Below are 25,295 nucleotides of genomic sequence, written 5' to 3'. Positions count from 1 at the left end.
ACAATTTCACCCTATGACCGGTATTGTAGTTAAATCGACGGGCTCTTGGTACCTGGTGCGCGAAATGGCCACCGGCAAGCTGCACCGCTGCCGGCTGCGGGGCAAATTCAAGAACAAGAACCTGAAGGTGAGCAACCCGCTGGCCGTGGGCGACCAAGTGGATTTCACGGTGGAGGAGCAAACCGAGGGTGCGGGCGTGATTCACCACATCGAGCCCCGGCGCAATTACATCATCCGCCGCTCGGTGCACAAGGCCGAGCACGCCCACATTGTAGGCGCCAACCTAGACCAAGCCCTGCTGGTCGTCACGCTCGTGTCGCCGGCTACTTCGTTTGGCTTTATCGACCGGTTTCTGGTCACGGCCGAGGCCTACAGCATCCCAGTAACGTTGATTTTCAACAAAACCGACCTCTATGATGAGGATCTGGCCGACTATCAGGACCAGATTCTTAAGATGTACAAGCGTACCGGCTACCCGGGCCTGCGCTGCTCGGCCGAAACCGGGGAGGGCGTAGCCGACGTCGACGCCCTGCTCGATGGCAAAGTTTCGCTCTTGTCGGGGCACTCGGGCGTGGGCAAAAGCACGCTCATCAATGCCCTGGTGCCCGATCTAGATATCAAGACGGCCGAAATCAGCGAGTTTTCCGACAAGGGTGTGCACACTACTACCTTCGCCGAAATGCTGGAAGTACGCCCCGGCACCTACCTGATTGACACGCCCGGCATCAAGGAGCTGGGGCTGGTCGATATTCCACCCGGGCAGCTGGCCCACTTTTTCCCCGAGATGCGCGCCCTGCTCAATCAGTGCCGCTACCACAACTGCCAGCATGTGCACGAGCCCGGCTGCGCCGTGCGCGAAGCCGTGGAGAAAGGCAAGATTGCCCTGCCCCGCTACGACAGCTACGTGAGCATGCTCAACGACGACGACAACCGCCACTAGGCAGTTTATTTTCTGTTTAGGCTGTCCTTGCGAGCTTGCGAAGCAACCTGTCCTCTGAAATGTACTGAGCGACTTTAAGTGAAAAGCCCTTTCCTGTTTGCTACGGGAAAGGGCTTTCTGAGTAACGGGTCACTGCGTACAATGCCGAGGACGGATTGACGCCGCTTGACTTGCGGAATGTCCTACGTCCTCGCAAGGACAGGCCGGCGCTTAGATGTTGGGTGCGGGCGGCAGCAGCACCTGGTCGACAATGTGGGTGACGCCGTTGCTGGAGATGACGTCGGGAATCTGGATGGTGGCGTTGTTAATCATGATTTTGCCGCCTTTCACCGAGACTTTCACTTTCTCACCATTCACGGTGGTAAGCTCCTGCCCGTCTTTGAGGTCGGAAGCTACGAGGCGGCCGGCAATGACGTGGTAGGTCAGCACGCCCTTAAGCTTTTCCTTGCTTTCGGGCTTCATCAGACCGGCCATGGCGCCCTTGGGCAGCTGGATAAAGGCTGAGTTGGTGGGGGCAAATACCGTGAATGGGCCGGGGCCACTGAGCGTACCGCCCAGGTCGGCGGCCGATACGGCCCGCACCAGGGTACTCACGCTGCTGGCCTGCACCGCGTTCTGAATGATGCTCTTATCGGGGTCATGGCCACGCCGTCGACCATCACGCCCTCGGGCTTGGCCATGCGGGCCGAGTCGGTCATCATGGCGGCCGAGTCGACGGTGGCAATGGCCTCGGTTTCGGTGGTAGCTTTTTCGGTGGTCTTGTTGTCGGAGCAGCTGCTCAGGCCTGCAGTGGCTAGCGCGGCGGCGCACCAAGCAAAAGAGGCGTTTCTCAGGGTCTTTTTCATCGGACGCGGAACGGGGTTAGGGATTGGCTCAGAAATGGTCGGTTGAAGGTCGGGGCAATATCGAAATATTCAACTTCCGGCATTGTGGCTCCGTGTACGCAACTCGGCGGCCCCACGGATGTTTTGCCGGCGGCTGATTTGGCTACCTTTGTTCGGCGCACGAAACCTTTTCGGGTCTTTGGCGCTTTTTACCCCCTCCACCTATTCTCTTTTCCTTCGCATGAAAACTGCCGAAATCCATACCACGCACGGCGTGATGAAAGTTGAGTTCTTTGAGCAGGACGCTCCCAACACGGTTAAGAACTTCACCGACCTGGCCCAGAAAGGCTTCTACGACGGGCTGAAGTTTCACCGCGTCATCCCCAATTTCGTGGTGCAGGGCGGCTGCCCTAACTCCCGCGACGGCGCCAAAGGCCAGCCCGGCACCGGCGGCCCCGGCTACAAAATTGACTGTGAGCTCAAAGGTGGCAACCAGTACCACGACCGTGGCGTGCTGAGCATGGCCCACGCCGGCCGCAACACCGGCGGCAGCCAGTTCTTCATCGTGCACAGCCGCGACAACACGGCCCACCTCGACCGCAACCACACTGTATTCGGTAAAGTGGTAGAAGGCCTGGACATCATTGACCAGATTAAGGCCAACGACGAGATTAAGAAAATCGTGGTAAGCGAGCAGGCCTAAGTTGCCTTCGGAGTTGCCCACAAAAAAGCCGGCTGAAGAATCAGTCGGCTTTTTTGTTGTTGCGCAGGTCGGGTGTGTAAAAAAACCAGTAGTTATTTCTTTCTCGGGAATGAACCCCGGCGGGAAGCAGCGGCCTACCAGCGCTGAAAAAACCAACGCGTGTTGCTGGCGTTGTACTGTTTGTAATTCGGACGGTGTACCGTGGGCCGCCCCTTGCTCATGGTCCGTCCGTACGGTCCGCGGCCCGCTGCTACCGCCGAGGCGCTGGGCACCAGCAGGGCAAGAACGAGCAAAAACGAAGCGAGGCGGGCAAGGAGGCAGGAAGGCATGGCAGAAAAAGGCTGGAGGGTGAAACGGGCGTTGGATGGGTTCCATCAGCCCGTTTGGCCGTTGGAATGATACAAAGCAACGCTTTAGGTTCCCGCCTTCCCGAAAGATTTGTCCGAGGGCTATGTTTCGTGGGTGAATGAACGATTTTCCTCGCCGAGCGGATTTACCGGACTGGCAATCAGGCCTAAAAAACCAGAATACTCCTTCGCCCTCTGCGGTTTGCCCCTCAAGCCGCCTGCTCTGGACAATACTGGCCACGAGGCTGGCTAGGCTAGTCGGAGCCCCTGCGCACCGGGCTGACGCCGCCGGTCATCGGCTCTGCTGGACCGCTATAAGCGTAAGGAGTTATGCGGGAAGCCTTATCTTGCCAAGGCTGTTTTAGCAGCGCAGGAGGTTGCGTTTTCCGGCTTGCCTCTTCTGGTTTGAAGCCGGCACTGTTGGTCTTACCCGCTTCTAAGTTTAATTGAGCTGTGCTCCGGCAGCCGGGCAGGGATGGAATAGCAAGATGTAAGCCTGGGCAAAAAGTCCTCAAAGCACTTCCTCATAAACCCGTGCTGCTGGCTTCCGGTTAACAACCCAGCGCTGCCTCTTCAGCGCGCTTAAACATTTCGTCTTATGTCCATCACCTCCCAAGAAGAATTAGTTGGCCTGCAGCGCATCAGCCAGGCCGTCGGCACTACCCTAAAGCAAATGCGCGAGTACGCCCGGCCGGGTATGTCGACGAAAGAGGTAGACGAATACGGCGGGCACATTCTGGCGGACTTGGGCGCGAAATCGGCCCCGCGGCTGACGTACGGGTTTCCCGGCTGGACGTGCATCAGCGTCAATAATGAGGTGGCCCACGGCATTCCCTCGGCCCGTAAAATACTGCAGGAAGGCGACCTGGTGAACATTGACGTGTCGGCGGAGCTGGATGGCTACTGGGCCGACAACGGCGGCTCCTTTGTGCTGGGCCAGGATATTCACCAGCACCAGCCCCTGGTGGACGCCTCCCGGCAGATCCTGCGCACGGCTCTGAGCAATATTCGCGGCGGCGTCCGCATTGCCGATATCGGCGGGCTGATTGAAGCCGAAGCGCGAAAAGCAGGTTACCGGGTTATCAAGAATCTGGTGGGCCACGGCATTGGCCGCAGCCTGCACGAGGAGCCCAAGGAAATTCCCTGCTACTACGACCGGCACAATGTGAAGCGCTTCAAAAAGAACTCGGTAGTGGCCGTGGAAACCTTTATTTCCACCCGCGCCTCTATTGCCCACCAGCTCGGCGACGGCTGGACGCTGGCTACCAAAGACGGCAGCTTCGTGGCCCAGCACGAGCACACCATTGTGATTACCGACGGCCAGCCCCTCATTCTTACCGAGGCCAACAGCATCTGGGACTAAGAATCACCGGGCAGTGCTGCCGGGCGCGAACAACTGGGTAAGGGTCTGTTTGACCCTCGTTCTGAGAGTTTCGCCAGCAGTTCAGCCCAGTATGCCACCGCCCTTCCAGCTCACGGCCCGCTGCCGCCGGGCCGTGGCTTAGGACACCATGTAGCTTACAATGGCGTCCGAGTGGATTTTGACCGTGTCGAACACCGGCACGGCGAAATCGGCCTGACTGATAAGGAGCGGAACCTCGGTGCAGCCCAGCACCAGGGCTGTGGCTCCGCTACTAATCAGTTCCTGCCCAATGGCGAGGTAGCGCGCTTTGGTTTCAGGCCGGAGCAGCCCCCGCCCCAGCTCTTCCTTGACGGTAAGCTGCACGTAGTCCCGGGTTTCCTGCGCGGGCGGCGTGAGCACCGTTATGCCAAAGGCTTGCAGCCGCTCCCGGTAGAAGGGCATTTCCATCGTGAATTTGGTACCGAGCAGACCAATGGTAGTGTGGCCTTCCTGCCGCAGGACTTTCGCCGTTTCGGTGACGATGTGAATGAAGGGCAATTGCAGCTCAGCCGCCAGCTGGTCGGCAAACAAATGGGCGGTATTGGCGCACAAGGCAATGGCCTCGGCATTTCCGCGCTGCAGGCTAAGGCAGGCATCGCGCAGCAAGCTGTAAGAATGCTCCCAGGTGGCCTGCACGTCGGCAAAGTTGAGGGAGTAAAGCAACAGCTCGGCGAAGTTCAGTCCGCCCAGCCGCTCGTTTACGCCCTCATTGATGAGGCGGTAATAGTCCAGGGTGGAAACCCAGCTTATGCCCCTACTAACCCGATTTTCTTTTGTTTCATGGGTGCAACCTAAGTAAGCGACACCGCTGCTTGAAGCTGTGCTGAGCGTGAAATTCTTTCACCTCATTAATTAGCCACTATGGTTTCAGCCGTACGTAGCGCTCGATATTAACCCGGTCTACGCCGGCACTGGCTACCTTCTCCACGCCACTTTGCGTGAGGGTATCGTTTTTTAACGTGAGGGTGAAGGCAAAATCATTATCCTCCCAGTTTCGGGCGCTGCAATACTCTAAGTGCTCACTATAGAGGCTGTCTTTGAGGGAATACTTGCCGCCCCCGGCCACGAACACCGCAGCTGAATCCTTGCCTTTTTTTAAGTCGTGCTGCAAAAAGGCGAAGTGGGTGTCATTAATGACTTTAATAAACGATTCGTTTTTGTTGGTGGCCGTGGTCACCGTGTCCCCCTTCTCAATAACTGTTCTGTTAACCAGCTGCCAAGTACCCGTTATAGGCATTTTACTAGCTTTTTGGGGGCCTCCGTTCCGGACGTGCATGACAGGAAGCTGCCAAATACAGCGGTGAGGGCGACTACAGTTACTATTCTCATTGTATTGATTTTTTATAAACCCAGAAACGTTGCTACTGCATTAGCTATAGGAACCGGGCTTTTCTACTACCAGCGCCACTAGCAGCGGCTAAGGTAGCAGTATCGCATATATAGTGTTTTACATAAGTACTTATTATAGATAAAACACTGTCTTGCATTTCTGCATGTGGGCGTATGCAAAGCAAAAGGCTTCCTAGCTGACTCCTAATCCCCTCTTGAAAGACGTTTTCAACAAGTAGAGAATACTCCAAATTGAAACGCCCCGCGCATCTTTCGATACGCGGGGCGTTTTTGGTAGTAGCGCGAACTGTGTAGTTCGCGCACCGGAATGACCCTACCGGCGCGGGGTACGCGAACTACACATTTCGCGCTACACGCTACCGCCGGCGGCGGGGCTTTTCTTCCTCGTCCTCGTCGTCATCGCCGCCGAAGCTGGGCATGGTGAACATGGACGACAGCAGGTCCTTAAACTGGGTGCCGGCCGTGACGCGGTTGCGCGAAATCAGGCTGTGCTCGGCCAGACCGTGCAGGCAGAACTCCATCAGGAACCAAGTTGTGTCGGCATCCTCGTTGGGGTGCAGGAAGGTCACGATGTTGCGCAGGCCGGGCACCTGCTCCAGGGCGGCGTGGTAGTCCTTGTCGGAGCCGTCGTTGAGCACGTCCACGGTGTTGCCGGCCCCAAACCAGTCCTGCACCTCTTTGTAGGGGTTCGGGATGTTCTTCTTTTTCTTCTGCTTGTCGGGGTCGGGGAAGTAGTTGAGGAAGAGCGTGCGGATGGCTTTGCCCATCAGCTTCTCGGCCACGATGCCGGCTCCCTCCTGCTCACCTTCGTACACCAGCTCCACCTTGCCGGTAAGAGCAGGCACGGCGGCCAGGAAATCGGCGATGCGCACGTAGGTTTTCTTCTCCCCGTTGATCAGGGCGCGCCGCTCGGCGGCACTCACCAGGCTTTCGTAGGCGGCAATGGTCAGACGAGCCGACACGCCACTTTTGGCGTCGACGAACTCCGAGGAGCGGGCTTCTACCGCCACCTGCTCCACCAGGTCGTGGATGATTTCGTTGGTCACCACCATACCCTTTTGCTCGGGCTTGATGCGGGCTTCCTGCTTAGTGATGCGCTTCCCGATTTCCACGCTCTTGGGTAGTGCGTGATAATCTGGGAGTCGATACGGTCCTTGAGCGGGGTCACAATGGAGCCGCGGTTGGTATAGTCTTCGGGGTTGGCCGTGAAGACAAACTGGATATCCAGCGGCAGCCGCACCTTGAAGCCGCGAATCTGGATGTCGCCTTCCTGCAGAATGTTGAACAGCGACACCTGGATGCGGGCCTGCAGGTCGGGCAGCTCGTTGATGACGAAGATGCCGCGGTGCGAGCGGGGAATCAAACCGAAGTGAATAACCCGCTCGTCGGAGTAGGGTAATTTCAGCGTAGCGGCCTTGATGGGGTCGGCGTCGCCGATAAGGTCGGCCACCGACACGTCGGGCGTAGCCAGCTTCTCGGTGTAGCGCTCCGAGCGGTGCAGCCAGCTTACGGGCGTGGCGTCGCCTTTCTCGGCAATAAGGTTTTTGGCGTAGATGCTCAGGGGCTCGAGCGGGTCGTCGTTCAATTCCGAGCCTTCCACCACGGGAATATACTCGTCGAGCAAGTCCACCATGAGGCGGGCAATGCGGGTTTTGGCCTGCCCGCGCAAGCCCAGCAGGTTGATGTGGTGCATGCTTAGAATAGCGCGCTGCAGGTCCGGAATAACGGTTTCCTCGTAGCCGAAGATGCCGGTAAACACGTCTTCCTTGGCTTGCAGCTTGGCAATCAGGTTGTCGCGCAGCTCCTGCTTGACGGAACGGGGCTGGTAGCCAGACTTCTTCAAGTCACCGAGGGTACGGATGTCAGTTGATTTCATATCGGGGATAGGGAGTGAGCCAGACGTACGCAAAAACCTGGGCGGTTGGGGCTACGCGTGGGCAGTCAAATAATACAACTACGCAAGGGGGGTGTTGGTTCGGACGGGTTTGCCGGGCGAAGGTAAAAATGTTGTACGCCCGCCTCACATAGATATGTGAGCAGCCGCGGTAGTCTGGGCATATGATTTAGCCTATACTTGCTACCGCACTCAAAGTCAGCATAGTTATGAGAAAGTTTTTCAAATATCTGGGCATGACCCTGGGCCTGGCCACCCTGGCAGTAGCGGGCTTTGCCGTGTACGTGGCAGCCCAAGGTATTCCGACGTATGACCTGCCCAAGGCCCCGGCCCTTACGGCCAGCACGGCCACGCCCGCGCAGCTGGCCTTGGGCGAAAAGCTGGTGCTGTCGGACTGCGCCGACTGCCACCTTAACAAGCAAACCAACGCGTTGTCGGGCCAAAAGCTGGCGGATATTCCCACCGAGTTCGGGAACGTGTACTCGGCCAACATCACCCAGGACAAAACCCACGGCATCGGCAGCTGGACCGACGCCGAGGTGGTAACGCTGCTGCGCACAGGCATCGGGCGCGACGGGCGCTACCGCCTGATTATGCCCAAGTTCGTGAAGATGTCGGATGAGGACGTGCGCAGCATCGTGGCCTACCTGCGCTCCGACCAGCCCTGGATCCGGCCCAACGCCACGCCCACGCCACAGCAGCAGCCCTCCTTTTTGCTCAAGGCCCTGACTCATACGGTAATGAAGCCCACCCCCATGCCCACGGCTGCCATCAATACCCCGGCCGCGCAGGATCAGGTGGCCTACGGCAAGTACCTGGTGGTGGGCCGCTACGCCTGCTACGAGTGCCACTCCAAGGACTTCAAGAGCAACAACGCCCTGGAGCCGGAGAAATCGGAAGGCTACCTTGGCGGCGGCAACGCCATGCTCAACCTGCAGGGCCAAACGGTGCTGAGCCGCAACCTGACTGCCGACCCCGAAACCGGCCTTGGCGACTGGAGCGAGGAGCAGTTCAGCCAAGCCGTGCAGTACGGCCTCTCGCCCCGGGGCGGGCTGAAGTATCCCATGCCGAAGTACACCAGGATGAGCGACGAGGAAGTCAGGGCCATTTTTGCCTACCTGCAGACCGTGCCCAAAATCCGCAATGCCACGCCCGAGGATGCCGCCGAAGTGGCTGTTCGATAAGGAAGCCAACCGTATCTTTTTTCCCAGCTATGCGACTATGAAACAACGTTCCGCTCTTGCCATCGTGTTCTGCCTGCTGGCCATGCCGGGCTGGGCCCAAACCCCGCTGCCAACCCAGTGGCACCACCTCGACCCGGCCGCCGACAAGGTGATGGGCATCAGCACCAATCGGGCCTACGAGCTGCTACGGCAGCTGCCGGCCCCTACCGGGGCGCCCGTCACCGTTGCCGTTATCGACAGCGGCGTGGATACCCTGCACGTGGATTTGCACCGGGTGCTGTGGCGTAACCCAAAGGAAATAGCCGGCAACAGCCGCGACGATGATAAAAACGGCTACACCGACGACGTGTACGGCTGGAATTTTCTGGGCAGCAAGGACGGGCGCAACCTACTGCGGGACCAAAAAGAGGAAACCCGCCTCTACGCCCGGCTGAAACCCCGCTACGAAGGCAAGACCCTGGCCACGGTGCCCGCCGCCCAGCAGGCCGAGTTTCGGCTGTATGAGCAGGCAAAAGCCGCCTATACCCGCAAAACGCAAGAAGCGCAGGAAGCCTACCAGCGCGACACCCAGCAGCTAACCGAAGACCAGGCGGCGCTGGCTTCCCTTAAAAAGACCCTGCAAACGGCCACACTCGACACGGCCCTGCTACGGCGCCCCGCCACAGCCGATACTAGCGCCCTACGCCTGGCAAAGATGTACTACCAGGGTCTGCGGCAGATGCGCCTGCCCAACACCGACACCCTACTAAACCGCTTCGTGCGCTACAACCGCAAGCTCAAGGACCGCCTCGACTACGACTACAACCTGGCCTACGACCCGCGCCCTCTCATCGGCGACCAGCCCACCGACCTGACCGAGCGCCACTATGGTAACAGCAACCTGAGCGCCCCGCTCAAAAGCCACGGCACGGCCCACGGGACGCACTGCGCGGGTATTATTGCCGCCGACCGCCGCAACACCCTGGGCGTGCAGGGCATTGCCGACCATGTGCGCATCCTCGCGGTACGGGCCGTACCCGATGGCGACGAGCACGACAAGGACATAGCCAACGCCATCCGCTATGCCGTCGACCACGGGGCCAAAATCATCAGCATGAGCTTTGGCAAATACTTCTCGCCCGAAAAGTCGGTGGTGGACGAGGCCATGCGCTACGCCGAAGCCCGGGGCGTTCTGCTAGTACACGCGGCCGGCAACGACCACCTCGACTACGACACCACCCCGGCTTATCCGTCGACGCGCTACCTCAGCGGGAAGGATATTCCGAACCTGATTACGGTGGGCGCCAGTGCCCGCACCAACGACGAAAGCCTGGCAGCCAGCTTCTCTAACTACGGCCGGGGCACGGTCGACGTGTTTGCGCCGGGCATGGCTATCCTCTCGACCACGCCGGGCAGCGACTACGCCGAAATGAGCGGCACGAGCATGGCCGCCCCGGTAGTAGCCGGCGTAGCGGCCGTGCTCAAAACCTACTTTCCCCAGCTCACCCCCGCCGACCTGAAGCGCATCATTCTGCAGTCGGCTGTGCCCTGCCACACCCAGGTGCGGCAGCCGGGCAGCAAGCAGCTGGTGGACTTTGCTACCCTGTCGAAAACCGGCGCTATTGTGAACCTCTACGAAGCCCTGAAACTGGCCCGCGCCGAACAAACCACGGCCGCCAAGAAGCCGGCGGTGAAAAAGTCGTAGCAGCTGACGTTTTCGTGGCGTCAAACTTCAAAGGTGGATTTCTACTCGTGCCCAGGGCCGTTTCTTTTGGAATAACACTCCCCGGAAAACGCAACAAGCCCTCTACTGCTTCAACAGTAAAGGGCTTGTTGCCTACTAAAAAACAGGACTGGTAAGGGTTTGCGCTTAAAGCGTTTTGCGGCGGTTTTTCTTATAGTCTTCGAACACCAGGTGCCCCAGGCCTTTAAGGCCGCTGTAGTAGGCCTTGCCCTGATTCACCTGGGTGAACTCCTCCACAAACTGCTGCAGATACGGGTCGGAGGCAATCATGAAGGTGGTAATCGGGATTTTGAGGCGGCGGGCGGCGGCGGCCAGGTTCAGCGTCTTGTTCACGACTTTCCGGTCGAGGCCGAAGCTGTTTTTGTAGTAGCCGTTGCCTTCCTTGAGGCAGGTGGGCTTGCCGTCGGTAATCATGAAAATCTGCTTGTTGGCCGTTTTACGCTTGCGCAGCAAATCCATGGCCAGCTCCAGACCCGCCACCGTGTTGGTGTGGTAGGGCCCGACTTCCAGGTAGGGCAAGTCCTTGACGGTAATGGGCCAGGCGTCGTTGCCGAACACGATAACGTCGAGGAAGTCCTTGGGGTACTTCTCCTTGACGAGCTCGGCCAGGGCCATGGCGACTTTCTTGGCGGGCGTGATGCGGTCCTCACCGTAGAGAATCATCGAGTGCGAGATGTCAATCATCAACACCGTGCTGGTCTGGGTTTTGTGCTCGGTTTCGCGCACTTCCAGGTCACCCTCGGCCAGCATAAAGTCATCGGACAAGCCATGGTTGAGCTGGGCGTTGCGGATGCTTTCGGTCATCGAAATCTGCTCCAGGGAGTCGCCGAAGCGGAAGTCGCGGACGTCGGTGCTTAGCTCGTCGCCCTGCCCAGTCTGGGGCGTGCGGTGGTTGCCGGAGTTGCCTTTCTTAAGCTTGCCGAAAATTTCTTCAAGGGCGCTTTTGCGGATGCCCTGCTCGGTTTTGGGCGTGATTTTGAAGGCACCCCGCTCCTGCTCGTTCTCATCGATGTAGCCCTTTTTCTTCAGGTCTTCGATGAAGTTGCCCATCCCGTAGTCGTTGTCGGTCAGGCCGTACTGCTTGTCGAGCTCGTTGAGCCACGACAAGGCCTCAGCCACGTCGCCCGACGTGATGGTAACCAGTTGCATAAATAGCTTAAACAGTGTCTCGAAGCCTTTCTCGGACGACTCTTCGGGCACGAAATCCCGGAAACGAAAACCTGCGGACATAATTCTAGGGCTTGAGGTCTGATAACAAAGCGGGCGGCGGCAATGTTCAGTACGGAGGTTTTAACGCCAGCTGCGCTCCATATGTCATCCTGCATGGAACGAAGTGGAGTGAAGGACCTGCCTCACTTACTCCACTGCAGTTTATTACCAAGGTGATAATGCCCACTTTTGGTAAAGCGCTTATTCACACTGAATAGAGCTTATCACTAAGGGGAGGAAGGTCCTTCGCTTTGCTCAGGATGACAGGATAAGCACCGATGACAGCCGATTTCTACTCACCAAATTCCTAACGCACCCACCTCCATGAAAGCCATTTGGAACGACACCGTCATTGCGGAAAGCAATGACACCGTGATAGTCGAAAATAACCATTATTTCCCCGCCGACGCCATTAAGCGCGAGTTTTTCGAGGACAGCATTGCCCAGACTTCCTGCCCCTGGAAAGGCCGGGCCAGCTATTATTCGCTGCGCGTCAACGGGGAGCTGAACAAGGATGCGGCCTGGTACTACCCCGAGCCCAAAGACGCGGCCCAGCAAATCAAGAACCGGGTAGCTTTCTGGAAAGGCGTAAAAGTGGTGGAATAAGCTCGTAGGCCTATCTTAGCGGCTCTTGTTGCCGTACTAGCAGCCACACTCTTTTCCGCTTTTGTATGCGTACCTCTTCCCGCCTCTTGCTGGCGGCTTCCCTGCTGGCTGCCGCCAGCTGCGACAGTGCCCGCGAAACCACCACCGGCCAGCCCAACCCCACCACTTCTGCCGCGCCCGAAGCGGCCCCGGCCTCGCCGCCCGGCTTTTCTAAAACCCTGACGGCCGCGCCCTACACGTTCGTAGTTAGCTCGGAGGGGCAGCTTGGACAGCGCCAATTGCTGGTGCGGGCCGAGCAGGACGGGCAGGAGCTTACCACGGCCCAGGACTCGATTCTGGGCGAGGTGAAGGACGCGCAGCTGGTCAAGCTAACCTCCGGGCCGGGCTCCGAGCTGCTGGTATTCGTGGAAGGAGCCGGCAGCGGCTCCTACGGCGAGGTGCGGGGCTACTGGTTTGGCGGCAAGGACTGGGAACGAATGAGCATGCCCAAACTGACGGGCACCGCGGCCCGGGGCTACCAGGGCCAGGATAAGTTCCAGCTGCAAGGCAAGGAAGTAGTGCGCAGCTTCCCGATTTATCAGGAAACCGACGCCAACTGCTGCCCCAGCGGCGGTACCCGCACCATCCGCTACGTGCTGCCCGAAAAAAGCCTGACCTTCCGGCAAACCAGCGTGGTAAACGAAGCGCCAACGGTACAGTAAGTACTCAACTAGTTGTTAAGCAACAAGCCGTTGCCCGGAACCGGACAACGGCTTGTTGCTTTCCCGGGCCAAGTGCGCAAGAATCGGGTGGCGGCGGCGGGCCGCCAAGCGTAGCTTTGGAAACCAATCTGCCAGAGTTATGACCGACTACCAACGCATTGCCGCCGCCATCGGCTACATCCAGGCCAACTTCCGCGCCCAGCCCACGCTAGAGCAAATTGCCGGGCAGGCCCACTGGAGCCCGTTTCACTTCCAGCGCAAGTTTCAGGAGTGGGCCGGCGTCAGTCCCAAGAAGTTTCTGCAATACGTAAGCGTCGAGCACGCCAAAAGCCTGCTTCAGCAGCAACTTTCGGTTGCTGAAGCCACCTACGAAACCGGCCTCTCGGGCCCGAGCCGCCTCCACGACCTGTTCGTAACCCTGGAAGCCATGACGCCGGGCGAGTACCGGCAGGGCGGCGCGGCCCTGACCATCCGCTACAGCTTCGGGCAAAGCCGATTTGGGCCCTACCTGGTAGCTTCCACGGCCAAGGGAATCTGCCGCCTGCACTTCGCCGACGATGCCGATTTGGCCTTGGCCGAGCTTCGCCAGGAATGGCCCCAGGCCACGCTACTGGCCCTGGCCGCCCCGGAGCACGCGCAGGTAGCCCGGTTCTTTGCCCGCGAGTTTGGCCCCTCAGACCGTCTGAATCTGCACCTGAAGGGCACCGACTTCCAGCTGAAGGTCTGGGCGTCATTGCTGCGGATTCCGGAGGGCCAGCTCACAACCTACGCCGGCCTGGCCGCGCAGGCCGGGCATGGGCCGGCAGTGCGGGCCGTTGGTACGGCCATCGGGGCCAACCCGGTAGGCTACCTGATTCCCTGCCACCGCGTGATTCGCAACGGCGGCGAGCTGGGCCAGTACCGCTGGGGCACCTCGCGCAAAGTGGCCCTGGTGGGTTGGGAAGCGGCTCAGGCAGCAGCCAAACTACAAACGACATAAAAAAAGCCCGTGCTCAAATCTGGGCACGGGCTTTTTTTATGACTTAGAGTGGACTATTCAATCCACTTGAACTTGTATTCCAGCTTGGGCACCGGCATACGGTCGGCCACGCGGCGCAGGCGGTTGGGCAGGGCCATGATATAGTCACGGGCTTTTTCGGCGGCGCCGTTCAAACCCGTAATCTGGTCGACTTTCCAGGTAGCAATCAGACCTTCCAAAATGTCGGTGTAGTCCTGGCTGGTGTACACGCCCAGGCGCTGGGCCGCGTCGGTGAAGTGGCCAAAGGTTTTGCCCATCTCCACGCCCAGTTCCCGCATGTAGTGGGCCGGCATCACGATTTTCTTACGCATCATGTCCTCGAAGGCCAGCATCATTTCCGAAGCATCCACCTCGAAAATCTTGTCGACAAACGTCTGGTAGACGCGGGCGTGGCGGGTTTCGTCGCCGGCAATCATCCCGCAGATTTTGGACAGCTGCGCGTCGCCAGCCTTGCGGGCCAGGGTGCCCACGCGGCGGTGCGAGAGGTTGGTAGCCGCTTCCTGGTAGCTCGTGTAAATGAAAGCCCGGTACGGGTCGTGGGCCGTGCCCAGGTCGAATCCGTCGGCAATCAGGTACTGGGTGCTGGTTTCGAACTCGCGCATATTCACGCGACCCGACAGATACAGGTACCGGTTAAGCAGGTCGCCGTGGCGGTTTTCCTCAGCCGTCCAACCCCGAATCCACTGGGCCCAGCCGTTGTTGGGGTCGCGGTTCAGGTCGTCGAGCTGGTGAAACCAGGCTTCGTAGTTAGGCAGGGCTTCTTCCGTGATAGTGTCGCCGATCAGCACCGCTAACAGGTCGTAGCTCAGGCCTTTGGCCCGCTCACGCAGTTCGCGCACTTCGTCAAAGAAGGTTTCTGAGCGGGAATCGGGCAGAAAATCGGCGGGTTGCCAGCTGTCTTCGACCTTTCTGAGAAAGCCGTCAAGATTTTCTTTTAGAAAGGATTCGAGATGCTGAAGCACCTCCCCGCGGGAGGCCACAGTTGCAATCATAGGAAGGAGAAAATGAGGAATTTCGGGTCAAATGTAGGCATTCACCTTTCACAGATACGTAAAACCGACCTCCTCCGCCACCTATAAAATTTTGGCATTTTACCTTTATTTCATCTTTTCTACATCAACGCCATATGGTTGGGCTAAAACAGAAGAAGCCGGCTGGCCGGCCCGTCGGGGTCGTGCACTCAGCCGCCAGCCCTGGGCAGCCAGGTATTTCGACAGCCAAGGCAGGGTTTCCGGGGCCAGCCACCACTGCGTAGCGGGCTGCCGGGCCAGCCGAGCCAAGGCCGGAACCAAGGCCCGGTTGCCCGTGAGCCGGACCCGCAGGGCGGACTGGGATGGGTCGAGCGTGGGCCAGCCCGTGAGGCTGAGCACGGAGTGGGGCGCAAAGTGCAGCACCTGAAACGGCGACTGGGACTTGTAGGCCGCTTCCAGACCGGCCGTCACCAGCACTGCGCCTTGGTTAGTAGCGGCTTGCGCGGGCCCGAGCACTGCCCAGCCCCGCTCCTGCTCCTGGCGTAGCACCTGCCGCCGGTGCACGGTTTTAAAGGCATAGGCAATCAGCAGCAGGCTTAGCAGGGCAAAAAAGGCGGGGGAAAGTCGCGGCAGCGGCCGGCGGGTGTCGCGCAGAAAGTAAATCAGTGTGGTCAGCACCCAGAGGCTGAATAAGGGCATGCCCAGGCGGGGCGGCAGCTTGAGCACCAAAGCCAACCCAAGCAGCAGCCCGATGAAGAACAGCTGGGTAAGCCAGAAGCTTTGCCGCTGCGGATAGCGCCGACTCCGGACCACCAGCAGCCAGCCCACGGCCAGCAATGCCAGTAGGGCGAAATAATCCCGCCCCAGCAGGCTACCCCACCCCAGCAGCTTGCGCGGCGCCACCTGCGCCAAAAAATAGTGCCCATCGAACAGGGTGGCCCGGGCAAAGAGCTGGGCATTGACCAGGGTAGAGTCGCCCAGGGCCCAGTGCTCCAGTGCCTGCAGCCCCAGCGTATCGGCAGCAGAAGTGGGCGCAGTGCGGGTGAGTTCGTAGTCGTTGACGTTGGACTTGAGCACGTCCAGGGTGCGGTAGGTAGCGGTGGCTGGGCTCTGAAAAAGCAGCAGCGCGGCGCTTCCCAGCACAACCAGGGCCCCGGCGCCGCCCGCTAGCGAAGCTCCGCGCCTTCCGGCCAGCCACAGGGCGCCCGGTACGGCTGCCAGCAAACCCAGTCCCGCCGCGCTGGGCCGAATCAGCCAGGCCAGCACCAAAGCCACACCGGCTACGACCAGAATCCGGCGGCGGGTGGGCCGCTGGGCCGCCAGCAGCAGGGCCGTGCCCGCCAGCAGCACCGGCACCCGCACGTAGTTGAACCACAGCCCGTGTTCCAGCCAGGCTAAGCCGAAAAAGACCAGCAGTACCACCGTAATCCGGCTTCCGGCCAGGCGGCCGCGCAACAGCTTGTCGAGCACGGCAAAGCTGAGCACGGTGGCCAGGTACAGCAGGGCGTAGAGCAGCAAACCGTACCAGGGCAGTGCCGGCCACTGCTGATACAAACCCGCCAGCAGCGGCGCCAGCCCGTGCAGGTACAGGTGCAGGTTGGTGACGGGCCCGGCGGCCGTACTGCCCTGCAGCAGCAGCGTGATGCTCAGGTCGTCGTTGGTTTCGTAGTAGCAGCCCAGCCCCAGGCCAGCCAGCAGCAAGAGCAGGGCCGGCAGCACGACAACGCGCAGGAATCGGGAGTTCAGCATCGGGGCGGGCCGCTGGGCATCAGGCTCCGGATTGGGCCAGAAAGGCGTAGCGGCGGGGTAAAGATGGGAAACCACCCCGGTTTCCCCGCACCACCTCGTTTTCCGCCCCGGGCAGCCAGGCAATTCCCTACGGGCAATTGCCGCCAAATCGGTTGCTTTGCAGCTGTGAAGCCCCTGTATTCTTTCCGCCTGGCCGACCTGACCCTGGCTTTTGTGGTGCTGCTGACCGTGGCCTACTTTTTCCTGACCCACGAGGGGCTCTACGACCTGGACGACTATTTCTACGCTCGCTACGCCCACCAGCTGGCCAGCAGCACCTTCCGGGTGGAGCCCGACCCGCTGGGCCTGCTGCACGACCCGCTGAAGGAGCGGTGGCTGATTTTCGGCCCGGTAGCCCTGCTCTACCGGCTCTTCGGCACGGGCATTATCACCACCACGCTCTGGCCCCTGCTGGCTACGCTGGGCTGCTCCGTGGTGGTGTGGGCCGCTTACCGCCGCCGGGAGCCAGTAGTAGCCGCCGGGGCCATGCTGCTGCTGGGCTTGCACTACTTCACGCTTAACCTGTCGAATTACCTGTACCCGGACAATATTCTGATGTTCTGGTGCTTGTGCTGCGGACTGACGCTGCTGAAAGGGCGGCAGGCGGAGCGGCGGCAGGGGCTTTGGGGCGGCGGCTTTGCGTTGCTCAACTTCGCAGCCCTGCTCAGCAAGGAAACCATTGTATACTACCTGCCCTGCTACCTGCTTTTGCTGGCCGTGGATGGGTACCGGCGGCGTAACTGGCGTTTCTGGCTGGCCGCTGCCAGCGTGGGCGCCTTGGTGCTGGGCGCTTACCTGGCCTTGTACCAGGTGTATACCCACGACGCGCTGTACCGGATTCACCTCATCGAGCACACCAACGAGTATCTGAAGGAAGGCAACTATCTGGAAGGCAACCACGCCGCCCTGCTGGCCCGCGTCACTTACCTGCCCCTGGCCTTTTTCGTCGGTATCGGGCTGGGCGGGGCGCTGGTGCTGGCGGGCCTGGCCGCTGGGCAGCGCCGCCTGTGGGCCGAGGCCGACGCGGGTTTCTGGCTGCTGCTCACGGGTACGACGCTGGCGTTGTACTGGCTGGGCAGCACTTCCCTAAGCCAGTACAACCCCATTACCCTGCTGCCCCGCATGACCACGCCCCTACTCCCGCCCCTGTGCCTGGCCGCCGGCTTTGGCCTGCGCTACTTTCTGGATCAAGGCCGGGGCGGCTACGGGTTGGCCTTGCTGCTGCTGGCCTGCGCCGGGTGGCTGCACAACAGCGTGTCGGTGATTTACGGCCTGCTGGCTTTGTACTTCGCCGGAGCGGCCTGGTGGGCTACTACGAGCCGCCAACCCGAGTGGCGACCCGGCACGGGACGCTTTGCCGGGCTGGGTCTGGTGGTCTTGGCGGTGGCCCTGAGCATCCGGCCGGTGTACTTTATGACCAAGCCTAGCGTTTCGGCCCACTTCGCCCAGCAGCGTCTCATCAGCCGGCAGCTGGCCTCGCCGGCCCGGGGCGTGGTCTTCGTGGACGATTTTCTGGTGGGCAACTACGACTTCTACTACGGCTTCCGGGTGCCCGCCGGGCTGCACTTCCGGCGCTACGTGGCCGCCGACTCGGTGCAGGTTGGGCCGGGCGAAAAAGCCTGGCTGCTGGTCAATGGCCGCACGCTGCGCAACCCCGAGCTGACCCGCAAGCTGATTCGCTACTCCGAGGCCGAGGTGCTGGCCCGCTTCCCGCGCCGCCGCCTGCTGGCCCAGGACCAGGACGTGCGGCTCTATCAGGTGCAGTAAAGGCCCCTCTTTAACTCCGGCGCAGGGCTGCGTACCGGCTCAGAAGCCAATCCAGTGGGCCCGCGGCCCGGGTGCGGCGCAGCAGCTGGTACAGGGCCTGAGCTTCCCGGAAGTTTCCCCAGCGCACGGCCTGCCGCAGCTCCCAGCGCAGGCGCACGGCCAGGGCGGCCTGCTCAGCCGGGGTGCGGCACAAGGCCAGGGCCTTTTCGCAAACCCGGATGGTGGAGGCCAGAAACGGGTCGTTGGGCCGGTATCCCCGCCGCGACATAGAGCTGGGGTGCAGGCGTTTGCGGGTCGTGACCTGATCCAGGAAGTAAAAGCGCCAGTGCCGGGCGGCCCGCACCCAGAAGTCGAAGTCCTCGTAGGCCAGGGTTTCGTCGTAGCCGCCGAGCTGCTCCAGGGTGGTGCGGCGCATGAGCATGGTAGGCGTGCTGATAAAGTAGCGGCTGAGCACGTCAGCAAACACCCAGCCCGCGGCCGGGCGCGGGTGCAGTCCGGCCGCGTCGCGGCGGTAGTGGCGGCGCACCAGGCGGGAGGCTTCGTCAATCAGTTCGGCATCGGTGAAGACGACGCCGTAGTCGGGCTCCAGGCGCTGGAAGCAGGCCACTTGCTGGGCTATTCGCTCGGGCAGCAGCACGTCGTCGGTGGCAAAGTCGATGACAAACTCTCCGCTCGACTCGCGCAAAGCCAGGTTGAAGGCCCGGCAGTTGCCCAGGTTTTCGGGCAGCAGCCGCAGCTGCCAGGTTGGGTTGCGGGCGGCGTAGTCGCGCAGAATGGCCGCGCTGCCGTCGGTGCTGGCATCGTCCACCAGCAGCACTTCCAGATGCGGGTAGGTCTGGGCCAGAATAGAATCCAGGGCTTCGGGCAGAAAGGGCGCGTGGTTGTAGCACAAGGCCACGACGGTGACCAGCGGGCCGGATTCAGCCCCGCCCTGCTCTGCCGCTGCTGCCTTAAAACTCCCGAATCCGGATGCTTTCATACCAACATACCAAGGTTAACGCCAGTGGGGCCGAAAGTAAACCAAACAGCCCACCAGCAGGATGCCAAAGCGGGCGGCGTGGGCCAGGGGCGCACCCAGCAGGCCGTAGCGGGGCAGCAACACGGCCAGCAGCGTGGCATACAGTACGGCCGAACCCGCCTGCACGGCCACGTAGCGCCCCACGTGGGCCTTGGCCATGAGCAGAAACAGCAGCGTCCAGGTCAGGAACTTGGCCCAGTCGCCGATAAACTGCGGGGCCAGCAGGTGGCGGGCGGCGGCAAACTGCGCGTCGAAGAGCAGGGGCAGCAGCCAGTCGCGCAGCACGTAGAGCAGGCCCAGGCCCAGGGCCGCGCCGGGGGCCAGCACCAGCAGCACCGTGCGCACGTAGCTGCGCAAGGGCCCCGGCTGCCCGATCAGGGCCGCGAGGCGGGGTAGTACACGCTGCCCATCACGGCCGAAAACACCATGGTATAGTTGTCGGAAAGCTTGGCCACGGCCTGCCACAGCCCGGTTTGGTAGAGGTCGAAATACCGAATCAGCACGTCGCGCATCACGAAGTCGACGGCCTTACTGAAGAGCAGTACGCTGACGGCCATGAGCAGAAACTGCCCCAGGTCCCGCACCGCCCGCCGGCTGAGCTGCCCCCGCCAGGGCTGCAGCAAGCCGTAGCGGGCACAAAGCCCCAGCGTGGGCAGCAGCGTGGCGCCCTGGGCCAGCAGGTAGGCCAGCAGTACGTTTTCCACCGGCAGCCCGGCGTAGAGCGCGGCCCCTACCCCGGCCACGCCAATGCCGCTCAGAATAACGGTCAGCCAGACGTAGGCCCGCAGCCGACCGGCGGCCAGCAGCACGGCCACCCAGAACGTGTTGGCCGTGAGCAGCCCGATGCCCAGCGCAAAAAGCACCACCCAGCTGACCGACGGCCGAAAAATGCCCACCAGAGCCTGCCGCCCCACCACCAGGGCCACCGTGCCCAGCACCAGGGCCAGGCCGTTGAGCAGCAGCCCGGCCCCCAGCCAGGCCCGGTACCGCCCCGAGCCGGCCCGCAGCGGGGCCAGGTACTTCACGATGCCCACGTGGGTGCCCTCGTTGGGCAGGGTCGTAAACAGGGCCATCAGGTTCTGGAAGTGGGCCAGCAGCGTAAGGCCGCCGGGGCCGCCGTACACGGCCAGCAGCTTGTTGAGCAGCAGCGCCCCGGCCGTGCGCGCCCCCACAGCCAGCCCCGAGCCCAGGGCCCCGCGCACAAAGCGGCGCACCCCGCCCGTGGGGGCGCGGCAGCAGTCGAGGCGGAAGAGTCGGCGGGCGGCATGTGCGGCAAAAGTAGCGGTTGTTCGGGCACGGGCCGGTTCGGCCGACCCGGGATGCCGTCTGCACCGGTGCAGGGCGGTTCCAGAGGGGGCTTTAGGCACCCTGCACCGGTGCAGGATGCTTCCCGCCCCGTCCGTACCCGTTCTGCACCGGTGCAAGGTGCCTTCCGAGGGGGCGGGAATAGTGCTGCACCGGTGCAAAGGGTTTTCCGCGGGCCCGGCAAGCAGGCTGCACCGGTGCAGCACTATTCCCGCCACGTCCGGGGCCGTTCTGCAGGGCTACGGCGCGGGGGCGGAGCTACCGCTCAAACGTGAGCCTGAGGCTGGGCACGCCGCCGAGGTGGCGCTTGAACTGCAGCAGGGAGCTGTTCAGGCCCTCGGTCAGCGTGGAGGTGCCCAGGTCCAGGAGCTGCTGCCCGTTGGCCCGCCCAAAGGCGTGCAGGCCCTCGTTGAGCAGCACCACGGGGCTAAAGGTGTTGTAGGCCAAAGGGCTGGCGGGGTAAAAGTTGTAGAGCACCCCGGCGCTGACGCGGATGGCAATGGTCAGGGCGGCCCATTCCCCGGCGGGCGTGCGCACCGAGAACAGGAAATGGTCCTGGGGAAACCGCCGAAACAGCTCCTGCAGCCGCTCCAGGCTCAAGGACAGGGTCTGCCCTTTTTCCTGGCGGCAGCGGCTCAGAAACTCGTAGGCCAGGGGCAGATACAGCGGGGTTTCCTGCTCAAAGACAAAGCCCTGCTGCTGGCACTTGCGCAGGCGGCGGCGCTCGGAAGGGTGCAGGCGCTGCCGGAAGTCTGCCTCCAGGGGCAGGTGGTGGTTGATTTCAGCCAGCGCGACGCTATAGCCCAGCTGCTGCAGGGTGTGGGTCAGCAGGGCGCTGGCGGCGGGGTCGTAGGCAAAGGGGTGGCTGCGCAGCCGCAGGCGGGCAAGGCCCCGGGCGGCCAGCTCGGCGTGCGCGGCTTCCAAAAAGGCCCTGAGTACCGGGCCCGGCAGGCCGGCGGCCATCTGCACCGCCCCGAAGGGTGCCTGCCACGGACTGTAGCCCTGGCCCGCAGCCGTATCGGCCGCCACGTGCAGCTGGGCTACGGTGTGCTGCCGGGTGTGGTCTTCCAGAGAAAACGTGAGCTGCTCGCCCGGGAAGCGCTGCAGCTCCTGGTGCTCGGGCCGCAGGTACAGGTAGGGCTCGAAGGCCAGGGGCAGCGCCGGAGCGGCCACCGCGGGGCCCGGTTCGGCCAGTAGCCGCACCGCGTACCGGCTCCCCTCCACGGGCAAGGGCAGCAGACGAGAGGAAGCAGCAGGCATGCGGAAAAAGAAAAGGGCGACAAACGGGGCTGAAAGGGCGAAAGTACAAGTAAAATCGGGGTGCCGGCCGCAAAGCCCGCCGCCGCGTCGTATTTTTGCGGCCCTTTTGCCTTTTCCCTCCCACTCACCGCTTACTTCCCGCATGCTGGCTCTTTTACTCTCCGTGCTTTGCTCGGTTACCATTGTTTTCATTTTCAAGTACTTTGCCCGCTTCGGCGTCGACACCTTCCAGGCCCTGATTGTTAACTACATCACCTGCGTGGCCGTGGGCTGGGTGGCCTCGGGGCGGCCGAGTCTGGCCCCGCTGCAGGCCGGGGGCGCCTGGCTGGCCGCGGCCGTGGCCTTGGGCGGCCTCTTTATCGGCACGTTTTACCTGGTGGCCCTCACTGCCCAGCGCGTGGGCGTGAGTGCGGCCTCGGTAGCCAATAAAATGTCGCTGATTCTGCCCGTACTCTTCAACTTGCTGGTGCTGCGCCTTTCCCAGCGGCCCTACACCTTCATCAACTACGCCGGTATGGCCCTGGCTTTGGTGGCCATCCTGCTCACGGCCCTGCCCGCCGCACTCCGGCCAATTCCATTGATTCTGACGCCCCCGCGACGCCTGCGGCCGGCTGGTGGCTGCCCCTGCTGCTGTTCGTTTCCAGCGGGGCCGGTGATTCCCTGCTCAACTTTGCCAGCTCCACGCTGCTGCCCGACGCGGCCACCCGGGCCCTGTTCCCGCTCGTTACCTTCGGCACGGCCGGAGCCATTGGTCTGGTGCTGCTGCTGGCCCGCCTCACTAAGGGAGGGCAGCAGTTTGCGACGAAAAACCTGGTAGCGGGCATTGTTCTGGGCATTCCCAACTACTTCTCCATCTACTTCCTGATTATGGCCCTGGGCAACTTCGGCAACGACGGCGCCTTTGTGTACCCGGTAGCCAACGTGGCCACGATTCTACTCGGGCCGTGGGGCCGCCTTCCTGTTTCGGGAGCAGCTCGGCACCCGGGCCGGGTGGGCCTGGCCACGGCCGTAGTGGCCCTGATGCTGATTTCCTACCAGGAAATCGTGGCCGTGTTGTAGCCAAGCCACCTTCTGGTTGCCTGCCCGTCGCCCACCGAACCCGCTTTCGGTGGGCGACGCGTTTATCCGGCTAGCCGGTTGGCCGAATGCCCCGGAAAAAATCTGATTCACGGTTTCTTCATTGAAACCCCACGTGAGAAGCCCTACTTTGGCGGGCCGTTCCGGCCTGTACCCTGCGCTGCCCGCCCTTTTACTACTTTCGCCGCGCCCTATTCTCTGCCCATGACTGCCGATACTTCCCTGCCGCTGCCCCCCGCGCCCGAGCTGGCCCCGGAAACTGATTCTGAAGCCATTGCCGGCGGTATTTCCGACCGGGCCGCCACCCAACAGGCCCGCGAGCAGCAGGTGGGCCAGCGCCCCGGTACGCTCACCATCCGGGAAGGCTCTTTGAAGCCCCGCCTGTTTCTGATTTCCTACAGCGACTCGTTTTTTGCGGAGCGGGAATACGACAGCTACGACGAGCTGCTGGCGTACTTCCAGGCCAACCCGCAGCTTAAGCACTGGCTGGACGTGCGCGGCTACAACGACCTGGACCTGATGCAGCGACTAATGCGGGACTTCGGCATTCACGCCCTGCACATGGAAGACGTGCTGGGCGACTACCAGCGGGCCAAGGTGGACGTGTTCGACGAAAACCGCCTGTTTCTGGTCTCGCGCATGACGGACTTCACCTCGTCCCTGGAAATTGACGACGACCAGCTTTCCCTCGTCACGGGCTCCAACTTCGTTATCTCGTTTCAGGACGACTATGACGACTGCCTCGACTCGGTGCGCAACCGCCTGCGCTCGGGCTTCAGCATGATCCGGCACCGGCCGCCGCTCTACCTGGCCTACGCCCTGACCGACGTGGTGCTCGACCACTACTACCCCACCATGGCCGCCATCGGCGACTACATCGAGGTTCTGGAAGACCGGATTTTCAATGGCCGGCCCAACCGCCGCCTGCTCAGCCGCATTCTGCAGATCAAGAAGGATATCGTGCGCTTTCGCCGCCTGGTGTACCCCGAGCGGGAGAAGATTGCCGAAATCCTGCGCATGCCCGAGCAAGTCATTTCCGAGGAAACCAAGGTCTACTTCAAGGACTGCTACGACCACGCCATTCAGGCCATGGACCTGGCCGAGAGCTACCGCGAATCCATCAGCAGCCTGATGGACCTCTACCTCTCGGACCAAAGCAACCGCATGAACGAGGTCATGAAGGTGCTGACCATCATCAGCAGCATCTTTATCCCGCTGAGCTTCGTGGTGGGCCTCTACGGGATGAACTTCCAGCGCGAAAACCCCGATGGCACCATTAACCACCTCAACATGCCCGAGCTCTACACGCCCTGGGGCTACCCCGCCCTGCTCGGTTTGCTGGCCGTCATTGTAGCGGGCCAGCTCATCTATTTCTACCGCAAAGGCTGGCTGACGAACCGGTAGTCAGCTACCCGTAAGGTCAGTTAAACTTCAGCGCCGTGCGGCGAAGCTCGTTGCCGATGATGCGGTAGAGCTGGTAGGTGTTGGTGCCGGCGTCGTAGTCGAGGCCCACGGTGGGCGCGCTGCTGTCGAAGGGCTGCCCACCTACCAGCCGGCCCTGGGTATCGTAAATGTAGGCTTTGTGGGGACCGGGCTCGGTCAATACATACGCATTGCGGGCCGGGCCGAAGCTCAGAAACTGTACCGGCTTGGGGCCCGAGGTAATAAAGCTCTGGCTGAGCAGTTGCCGGCCGGTGGGCTCAAACAGGTGGAGGCGGCCGCCGTCCTGGCGGGCTACCACGTAGCGGCGCTGGCTCTGGTCGGGTACGAGGCTGAAGATAGAGCTGCGGCTCCAGGTAGCCACCCGGCTGCGTCCCACGATTTCGCCGCTCAACGTGAAGCTCACCCGCTCCCCGTGCTGGCTGACCACCGTCAGGCGGGTGCGGCGCAAGGTGGTTCCACTTTCCACGAAGGCCCCGAGTGCAGCCGCGCCCCCACGCTGATAGGAAAGCCCGGATACACGCTGCCCTGCTCGTCGTAGGCGTAGATGTAGCCGTTTTCGAGCAACACCACGATGACGTCGCGCCCTCCCACTACCAGGTACTGCGGCGGGGCGGCCAGCCCGAACTCCATGCGCTTGGGCTGCCAGCCGGGATAGGCACGGCCGTTGGTGTCGTAGAGGAACAGGTTGCCGCCCCCGCCGCCCACCAGCAGCCGCGGCGCCAGCCGGCCCGTCACGGGCGAAATGGTCAGGGACGAGGCCTGCAC

At 61.8% G+C, this 25,295-nt stretch carries 26 protein-coding genes and 1 pseudogene; 12 read left to right on the top strand and 15 right to left on the bottom strand.

Going from position 1 to position 25,295, the window contains the following annotated elements; genetic code table 11:
• Window positions 1-13 precede the first annotated feature (13 nt).
• Window positions 14-940, top strand: coding sequence for a ribosome small subunit-dependent GTPase A (gene rsgA, locus MUN79_RS18035; RefSeq protein ID WP_244674019.1), 927 nt, complete (start codon window positions 14-16; stop codon window positions 938-940).
• 210 nt (window positions 941-1,150) lie between these two features.
• Here rsgA and MUN79_RS18030 read toward each other — a convergent pair whose 3' ends face one another.
• Together MUN79_RS18030 and MUN79_RS18025 are read right to left on the bottom strand one after the other, a co-directional pair.
• Window positions 1,151-1,534: a fasciclin domain-containing protein gene (locus MUN79_RS18030; protein WP_244674018.1), complete on the bottom strand. Its 384-nt coding sequence runs from the start codon at window positions 1,532-1,534 to the stop codon at window positions 1,151-1,153.
• Window positions 1,531-1,785, bottom strand: a complete 255-nt coding sequence (locus MUN79_RS18025) for a hypothetical protein (RefSeq protein ID WP_244674017.1) — start codon at window positions 1,783-1,785, stop codon at window positions 1,531-1,533. The genes MUN79_RS18030 and MUN79_RS18025 overlap by 4 nt, the downstream gene beginning before the upstream one ends.
• A gap of 220 nt (window positions 1,786-2,005) precedes the next feature.
• Here MUN79_RS18025 and MUN79_RS18020 point away from each other — a divergent pair, with 220 nt between their 5' ends.
• A complete protein-coding gene (locus MUN79_RS18020) occupies window positions 2,006-2,467 on the top strand; it encodes a peptidylprolyl isomerase (RefSeq protein ID WP_244674016.1) in 462 nt (153 codons plus the stop codon).
• Between the two features lie 134 nt (window positions 2,468-2,601).
• Here MUN79_RS18020 and MUN79_RS18015 read toward each other — a convergent pair whose 3' ends face one another.
• Window positions 2,602-2,796 carry a hypothetical protein gene (locus MUN79_RS18015; RefSeq protein WP_244674015.1) on the bottom strand — a complete coding sequence of 65 codons (195 nt, stop codon included), beginning with the start codon at window positions 2,794-2,796 and terminating at the stop codon, window positions 2,602-2,604.
• A gap of 616 nt (window positions 2,797-3,412) precedes the next feature.
• Between MUN79_RS18015 and map the strand changes: the two genes are divergently transcribed.
• Window positions 3,413-4,177 carry a type I methionyl aminopeptidase gene (map, locus tag MUN79_RS18010; RefSeq protein ID WP_244674014.1) on the top strand — a complete coding sequence of 255 codons (765 nt, stop codon included), beginning with the start codon at window positions 3,413-3,415 and terminating at the stop codon, window positions 4,175-4,177.
• 138 nt (window positions 4,178-4,315) lie between these two features.
• On the opposite strand, the gene MUN79_RS18005 is transcribed toward map, so the two are convergent.
• The 3 genes and pseudogenes from MUN79_RS18005 to MUN79_RS17995 form a co-directional block, all read right to left on the bottom strand.
• A complete protein-coding gene (locus tag MUN79_RS18005) occupies window positions 4,316-4,930 on the bottom strand; it encodes an aspartate/glutamate racemase family protein (protein WP_375378259.1) in 615 nt (204 codons plus the stop codon).
• A 145-nt stretch (window positions 4,931-5,075) separates the two neighbouring features.
• Complete coding sequence (locus tag MUN79_RS18000; protein WP_311136515.1) at window positions 5,076-5,393, bottom strand: radical SAM protein; 318 nt, start codon at window positions 5,391-5,393, stop codon at window positions 5,076-5,078.
• 529 nt (window positions 5,394-5,922) lie between these two features.
• Window positions 5,923-7,442 (bottom strand): annotated as a pseudogene (locus tag MUN79_RS17995) (sigma 54-interacting transcriptional regulator).
• Window positions 7,443-7,669: 227 nt separating this feature from the next.
• Between MUN79_RS17995 and MUN79_RS17990 the strand changes: the two are divergent.
• Both MUN79_RS17990 and MUN79_RS17985 read left to right on the top strand, forming a co-directional pair.
• Window positions 7,670-8,644: a c-type cytochrome gene (locus MUN79_RS17990; protein WP_244674013.1), complete on the top strand. Its 975-nt coding sequence runs from the start codon at window positions 7,670-7,672 to the stop codon at window positions 8,642-8,644.
• A 37-nt stretch (window positions 8,645-8,681) separates the two neighbouring features.
• Window positions 8,682-10,328, top strand: coding sequence for a S8 family peptidase (locus MUN79_RS17985; protein ID WP_244674012.1), 1,647 nt, complete (start codon window positions 8,682-8,684; stop codon window positions 10,326-10,328).
• Window positions 10,329-10,493: 165 nt separating this feature from the next.
• Here the strand turns inward: MUN79_RS17985 and MUN79_RS17980 are convergent, their stop codons facing one another.
• A complete protein-coding gene (locus tag MUN79_RS17980) occupies window positions 10,494-11,597 on the bottom strand; it encodes a vWA domain-containing protein (RefSeq protein ID WP_244674011.1) in 1,104 nt (367 codons plus the stop codon).
• Between the two features lie 303 nt (window positions 11,598-11,900).
• On the opposite strand from MUN79_RS17980, the gene MUN79_RS17975 reads away from it, so the two are divergent.
• The 3 genes from MUN79_RS17975 (at window position 11,901) to MUN79_RS17965 (ending at window position 13,862) form a co-directional block, all read left to right on the top strand.
• Window positions 11,901-12,182: a DUF427 domain-containing protein gene (locus MUN79_RS17975; RefSeq protein WP_244674010.1), complete on the top strand. Its 282-nt coding sequence runs from the start codon at window positions 11,901-11,903 to the stop codon at window positions 12,180-12,182.
• Between the two features lie 65 nt (window positions 12,183-12,247).
• On the top strand, window positions 12,248-12,883 hold the full coding sequence (locus MUN79_RS17970; RefSeq protein ID WP_244674009.1) for a hypothetical protein: 636 nt from the start codon (window positions 12,248-12,250) through the stop codon (window positions 12,881-12,883).
• A gap of 139 nt (window positions 12,884-13,022) precedes the next feature.
• Window positions 13,023-13,862: a bifunctional transcriptional activator/DNA repair enzyme AdaA gene (locus tag MUN79_RS17965; protein ID WP_244674008.1), complete on the top strand. Its 840-nt coding sequence runs from the start codon at window positions 13,023-13,025 to the stop codon at window positions 13,860-13,862.
• Between the two features lie 53 nt (window positions 13,863-13,915).
• Here the strand turns inward: MUN79_RS17965 and MUN79_RS17960 are convergent, their stop codons facing one another.
• Window positions 13,916-14,893, bottom strand: coding sequence for an acyl-ACP desaturase (locus tag MUN79_RS17960; protein WP_244674007.1), 978 nt, complete (start codon window positions 14,891-14,893; stop codon window positions 13,916-13,918).
• A gap of 105 nt (window positions 14,894-14,998) precedes the next feature.
• A complete protein-coding gene (locus tag MUN79_RS17955; RefSeq protein WP_244674006.1) occupies window positions 14,999-16,696 on the bottom strand; it encodes a hypothetical protein in 1,698 nt (565 codons plus the stop codon).
• A 90-nt stretch (window positions 16,697-16,786) separates the two neighbouring features.
• Here MUN79_RS17955 and MUN79_RS17950 point away from each other — a divergent pair, with 90 nt between their 5' ends.
• Window positions 16,787-18,427 (top strand): ArnT family glycosyltransferase, encoded by a 1,641-nt coding sequence (locus MUN79_RS17950; protein ID WP_244674005.1) that lies wholly within the window; start codon window positions 16,787-16,789, stop codon window positions 18,425-18,427.
• 10 nt (window positions 18,428-18,437) lie between these two features.
• Here MUN79_RS17950 and MUN79_RS17945 read toward each other — a convergent pair whose 3' ends face one another.
• The 4 genes from MUN79_RS17945 to MUN79_RS17930 all read right to left on the bottom strand — a co-directional run bounded on the left by MUN79_RS17945 (window position 18,438) and on the right by MUN79_RS17930 (window position 22,010).
• The gene (locus MUN79_RS17945) at window positions 18,438-19,406 is read right to left on the bottom strand and encodes a glycosyltransferase family 2 protein (RefSeq protein ID WP_244674004.1); all 969 of its coding nucleotides are present in this window, start codon (window positions 19,404-19,406) and stop codon (window positions 18,438-18,440) included.
• Between the two features lie 15 nt (window positions 19,407-19,421).
• Window positions 19,422-19,802 (bottom strand): MATE family efflux transporter, encoded by a 381-nt coding sequence (locus MUN79_RS17940; protein WP_244674003.1) that lies wholly within the window; start codon window positions 19,800-19,802, stop codon window positions 19,422-19,424.
• Window positions 19,803-19,819: 17 nt separating this feature from the next.
• Window positions 19,820-20,812 (bottom strand): MATE family efflux transporter, encoded by a 993-nt coding sequence (locus tag MUN79_RS17935; RefSeq protein WP_244674002.1) that lies wholly within the window; start codon window positions 20,810-20,812, stop codon window positions 19,820-19,822.
• A gap of 196 nt (window positions 20,813-21,008) precedes the next feature.
• On the bottom strand, window positions 21,009-22,010 hold the full coding sequence (locus MUN79_RS17930) for a hypothetical protein (protein WP_244674001.1): 1,002 nt from the start codon (window positions 22,008-22,010) through the stop codon (window positions 21,009-21,011).
• A 142-nt stretch (window positions 22,011-22,152) separates the two neighbouring features.
• Here MUN79_RS17930 and MUN79_RS17925 point away from each other — a divergent pair, with 142 nt between their 5' ends.
• The 3 genes from MUN79_RS17925 to corA all read left to right on the top strand — a co-directional run bounded on the left by MUN79_RS17925 (window position 22,153) and on the right by corA (window position 24,491).
• Window positions 22,153-22,827 (top strand): hypothetical protein, encoded by a 675-nt coding sequence (locus MUN79_RS17925; protein WP_244674000.1) that lies wholly within the window; start codon window positions 22,153-22,155, stop codon window positions 22,825-22,827.
• Entirely contained in the window at window positions 22,767-23,069 is a 303-nt protein-coding gene (locus tag MUN79_RS17920; protein WP_244673999.1) for a hypothetical protein, read from the top strand. The genes MUN79_RS17925 and MUN79_RS17920 overlap by 61 nt, the downstream gene beginning before the upstream one ends.
• Before the next feature lie 222 nt (window positions 23,070-23,291).
• Window positions 23,292-24,491, top strand: a complete 1,200-nt coding sequence (gene corA, locus MUN79_RS17915) for a magnesium/cobalt transporter CorA (RefSeq protein WP_244673998.1) — start codon at window positions 23,292-23,294, stop codon at window positions 24,489-24,491.
• A 16-nt stretch (window positions 24,492-24,507) separates the two neighbouring features.
• On the opposite strand, the gene MUN79_RS17910 is transcribed toward corA, so the two are convergent.
• Both MUN79_RS17910 and MUN79_RS17905 read right to left on the bottom strand, forming a co-directional pair.
• Window positions 24,508-24,996, bottom strand: a complete 489-nt coding sequence (locus MUN79_RS17910) for a hypothetical protein (protein WP_244673997.1) — start codon at window positions 24,994-24,996, stop codon at window positions 24,508-24,510.
• Window positions 24,960-25,295 carry a hypothetical protein gene (locus tag MUN79_RS17905; RefSeq protein WP_244673996.1) on the bottom strand — a complete coding sequence of 112 codons (336 nt, stop codon included), beginning with the start codon at window positions 25,293-25,295 and terminating at the stop codon, window positions 24,960-24,962. Before MUN79_RS17905 ends, MUN79_RS17910 begins: the two co-directional genes overlap by 37 nt.

Origin of the sequence: Hymenobacter cellulosilyticus (assembly GCF_022919215.1) — a bacterium.
Taxonomy (GTDB): domain Bacteria; phylum Bacteroidota; class Bacteroidia; order Cytophagales; family Hymenobacteraceae; genus Hymenobacter; species Hymenobacter cellulosilyticus.
The sequence above is the reverse complement of the archived record's forward strand: the minus strand, read 5'-3'. Positions and strand labels throughout refer to the sequence as shown.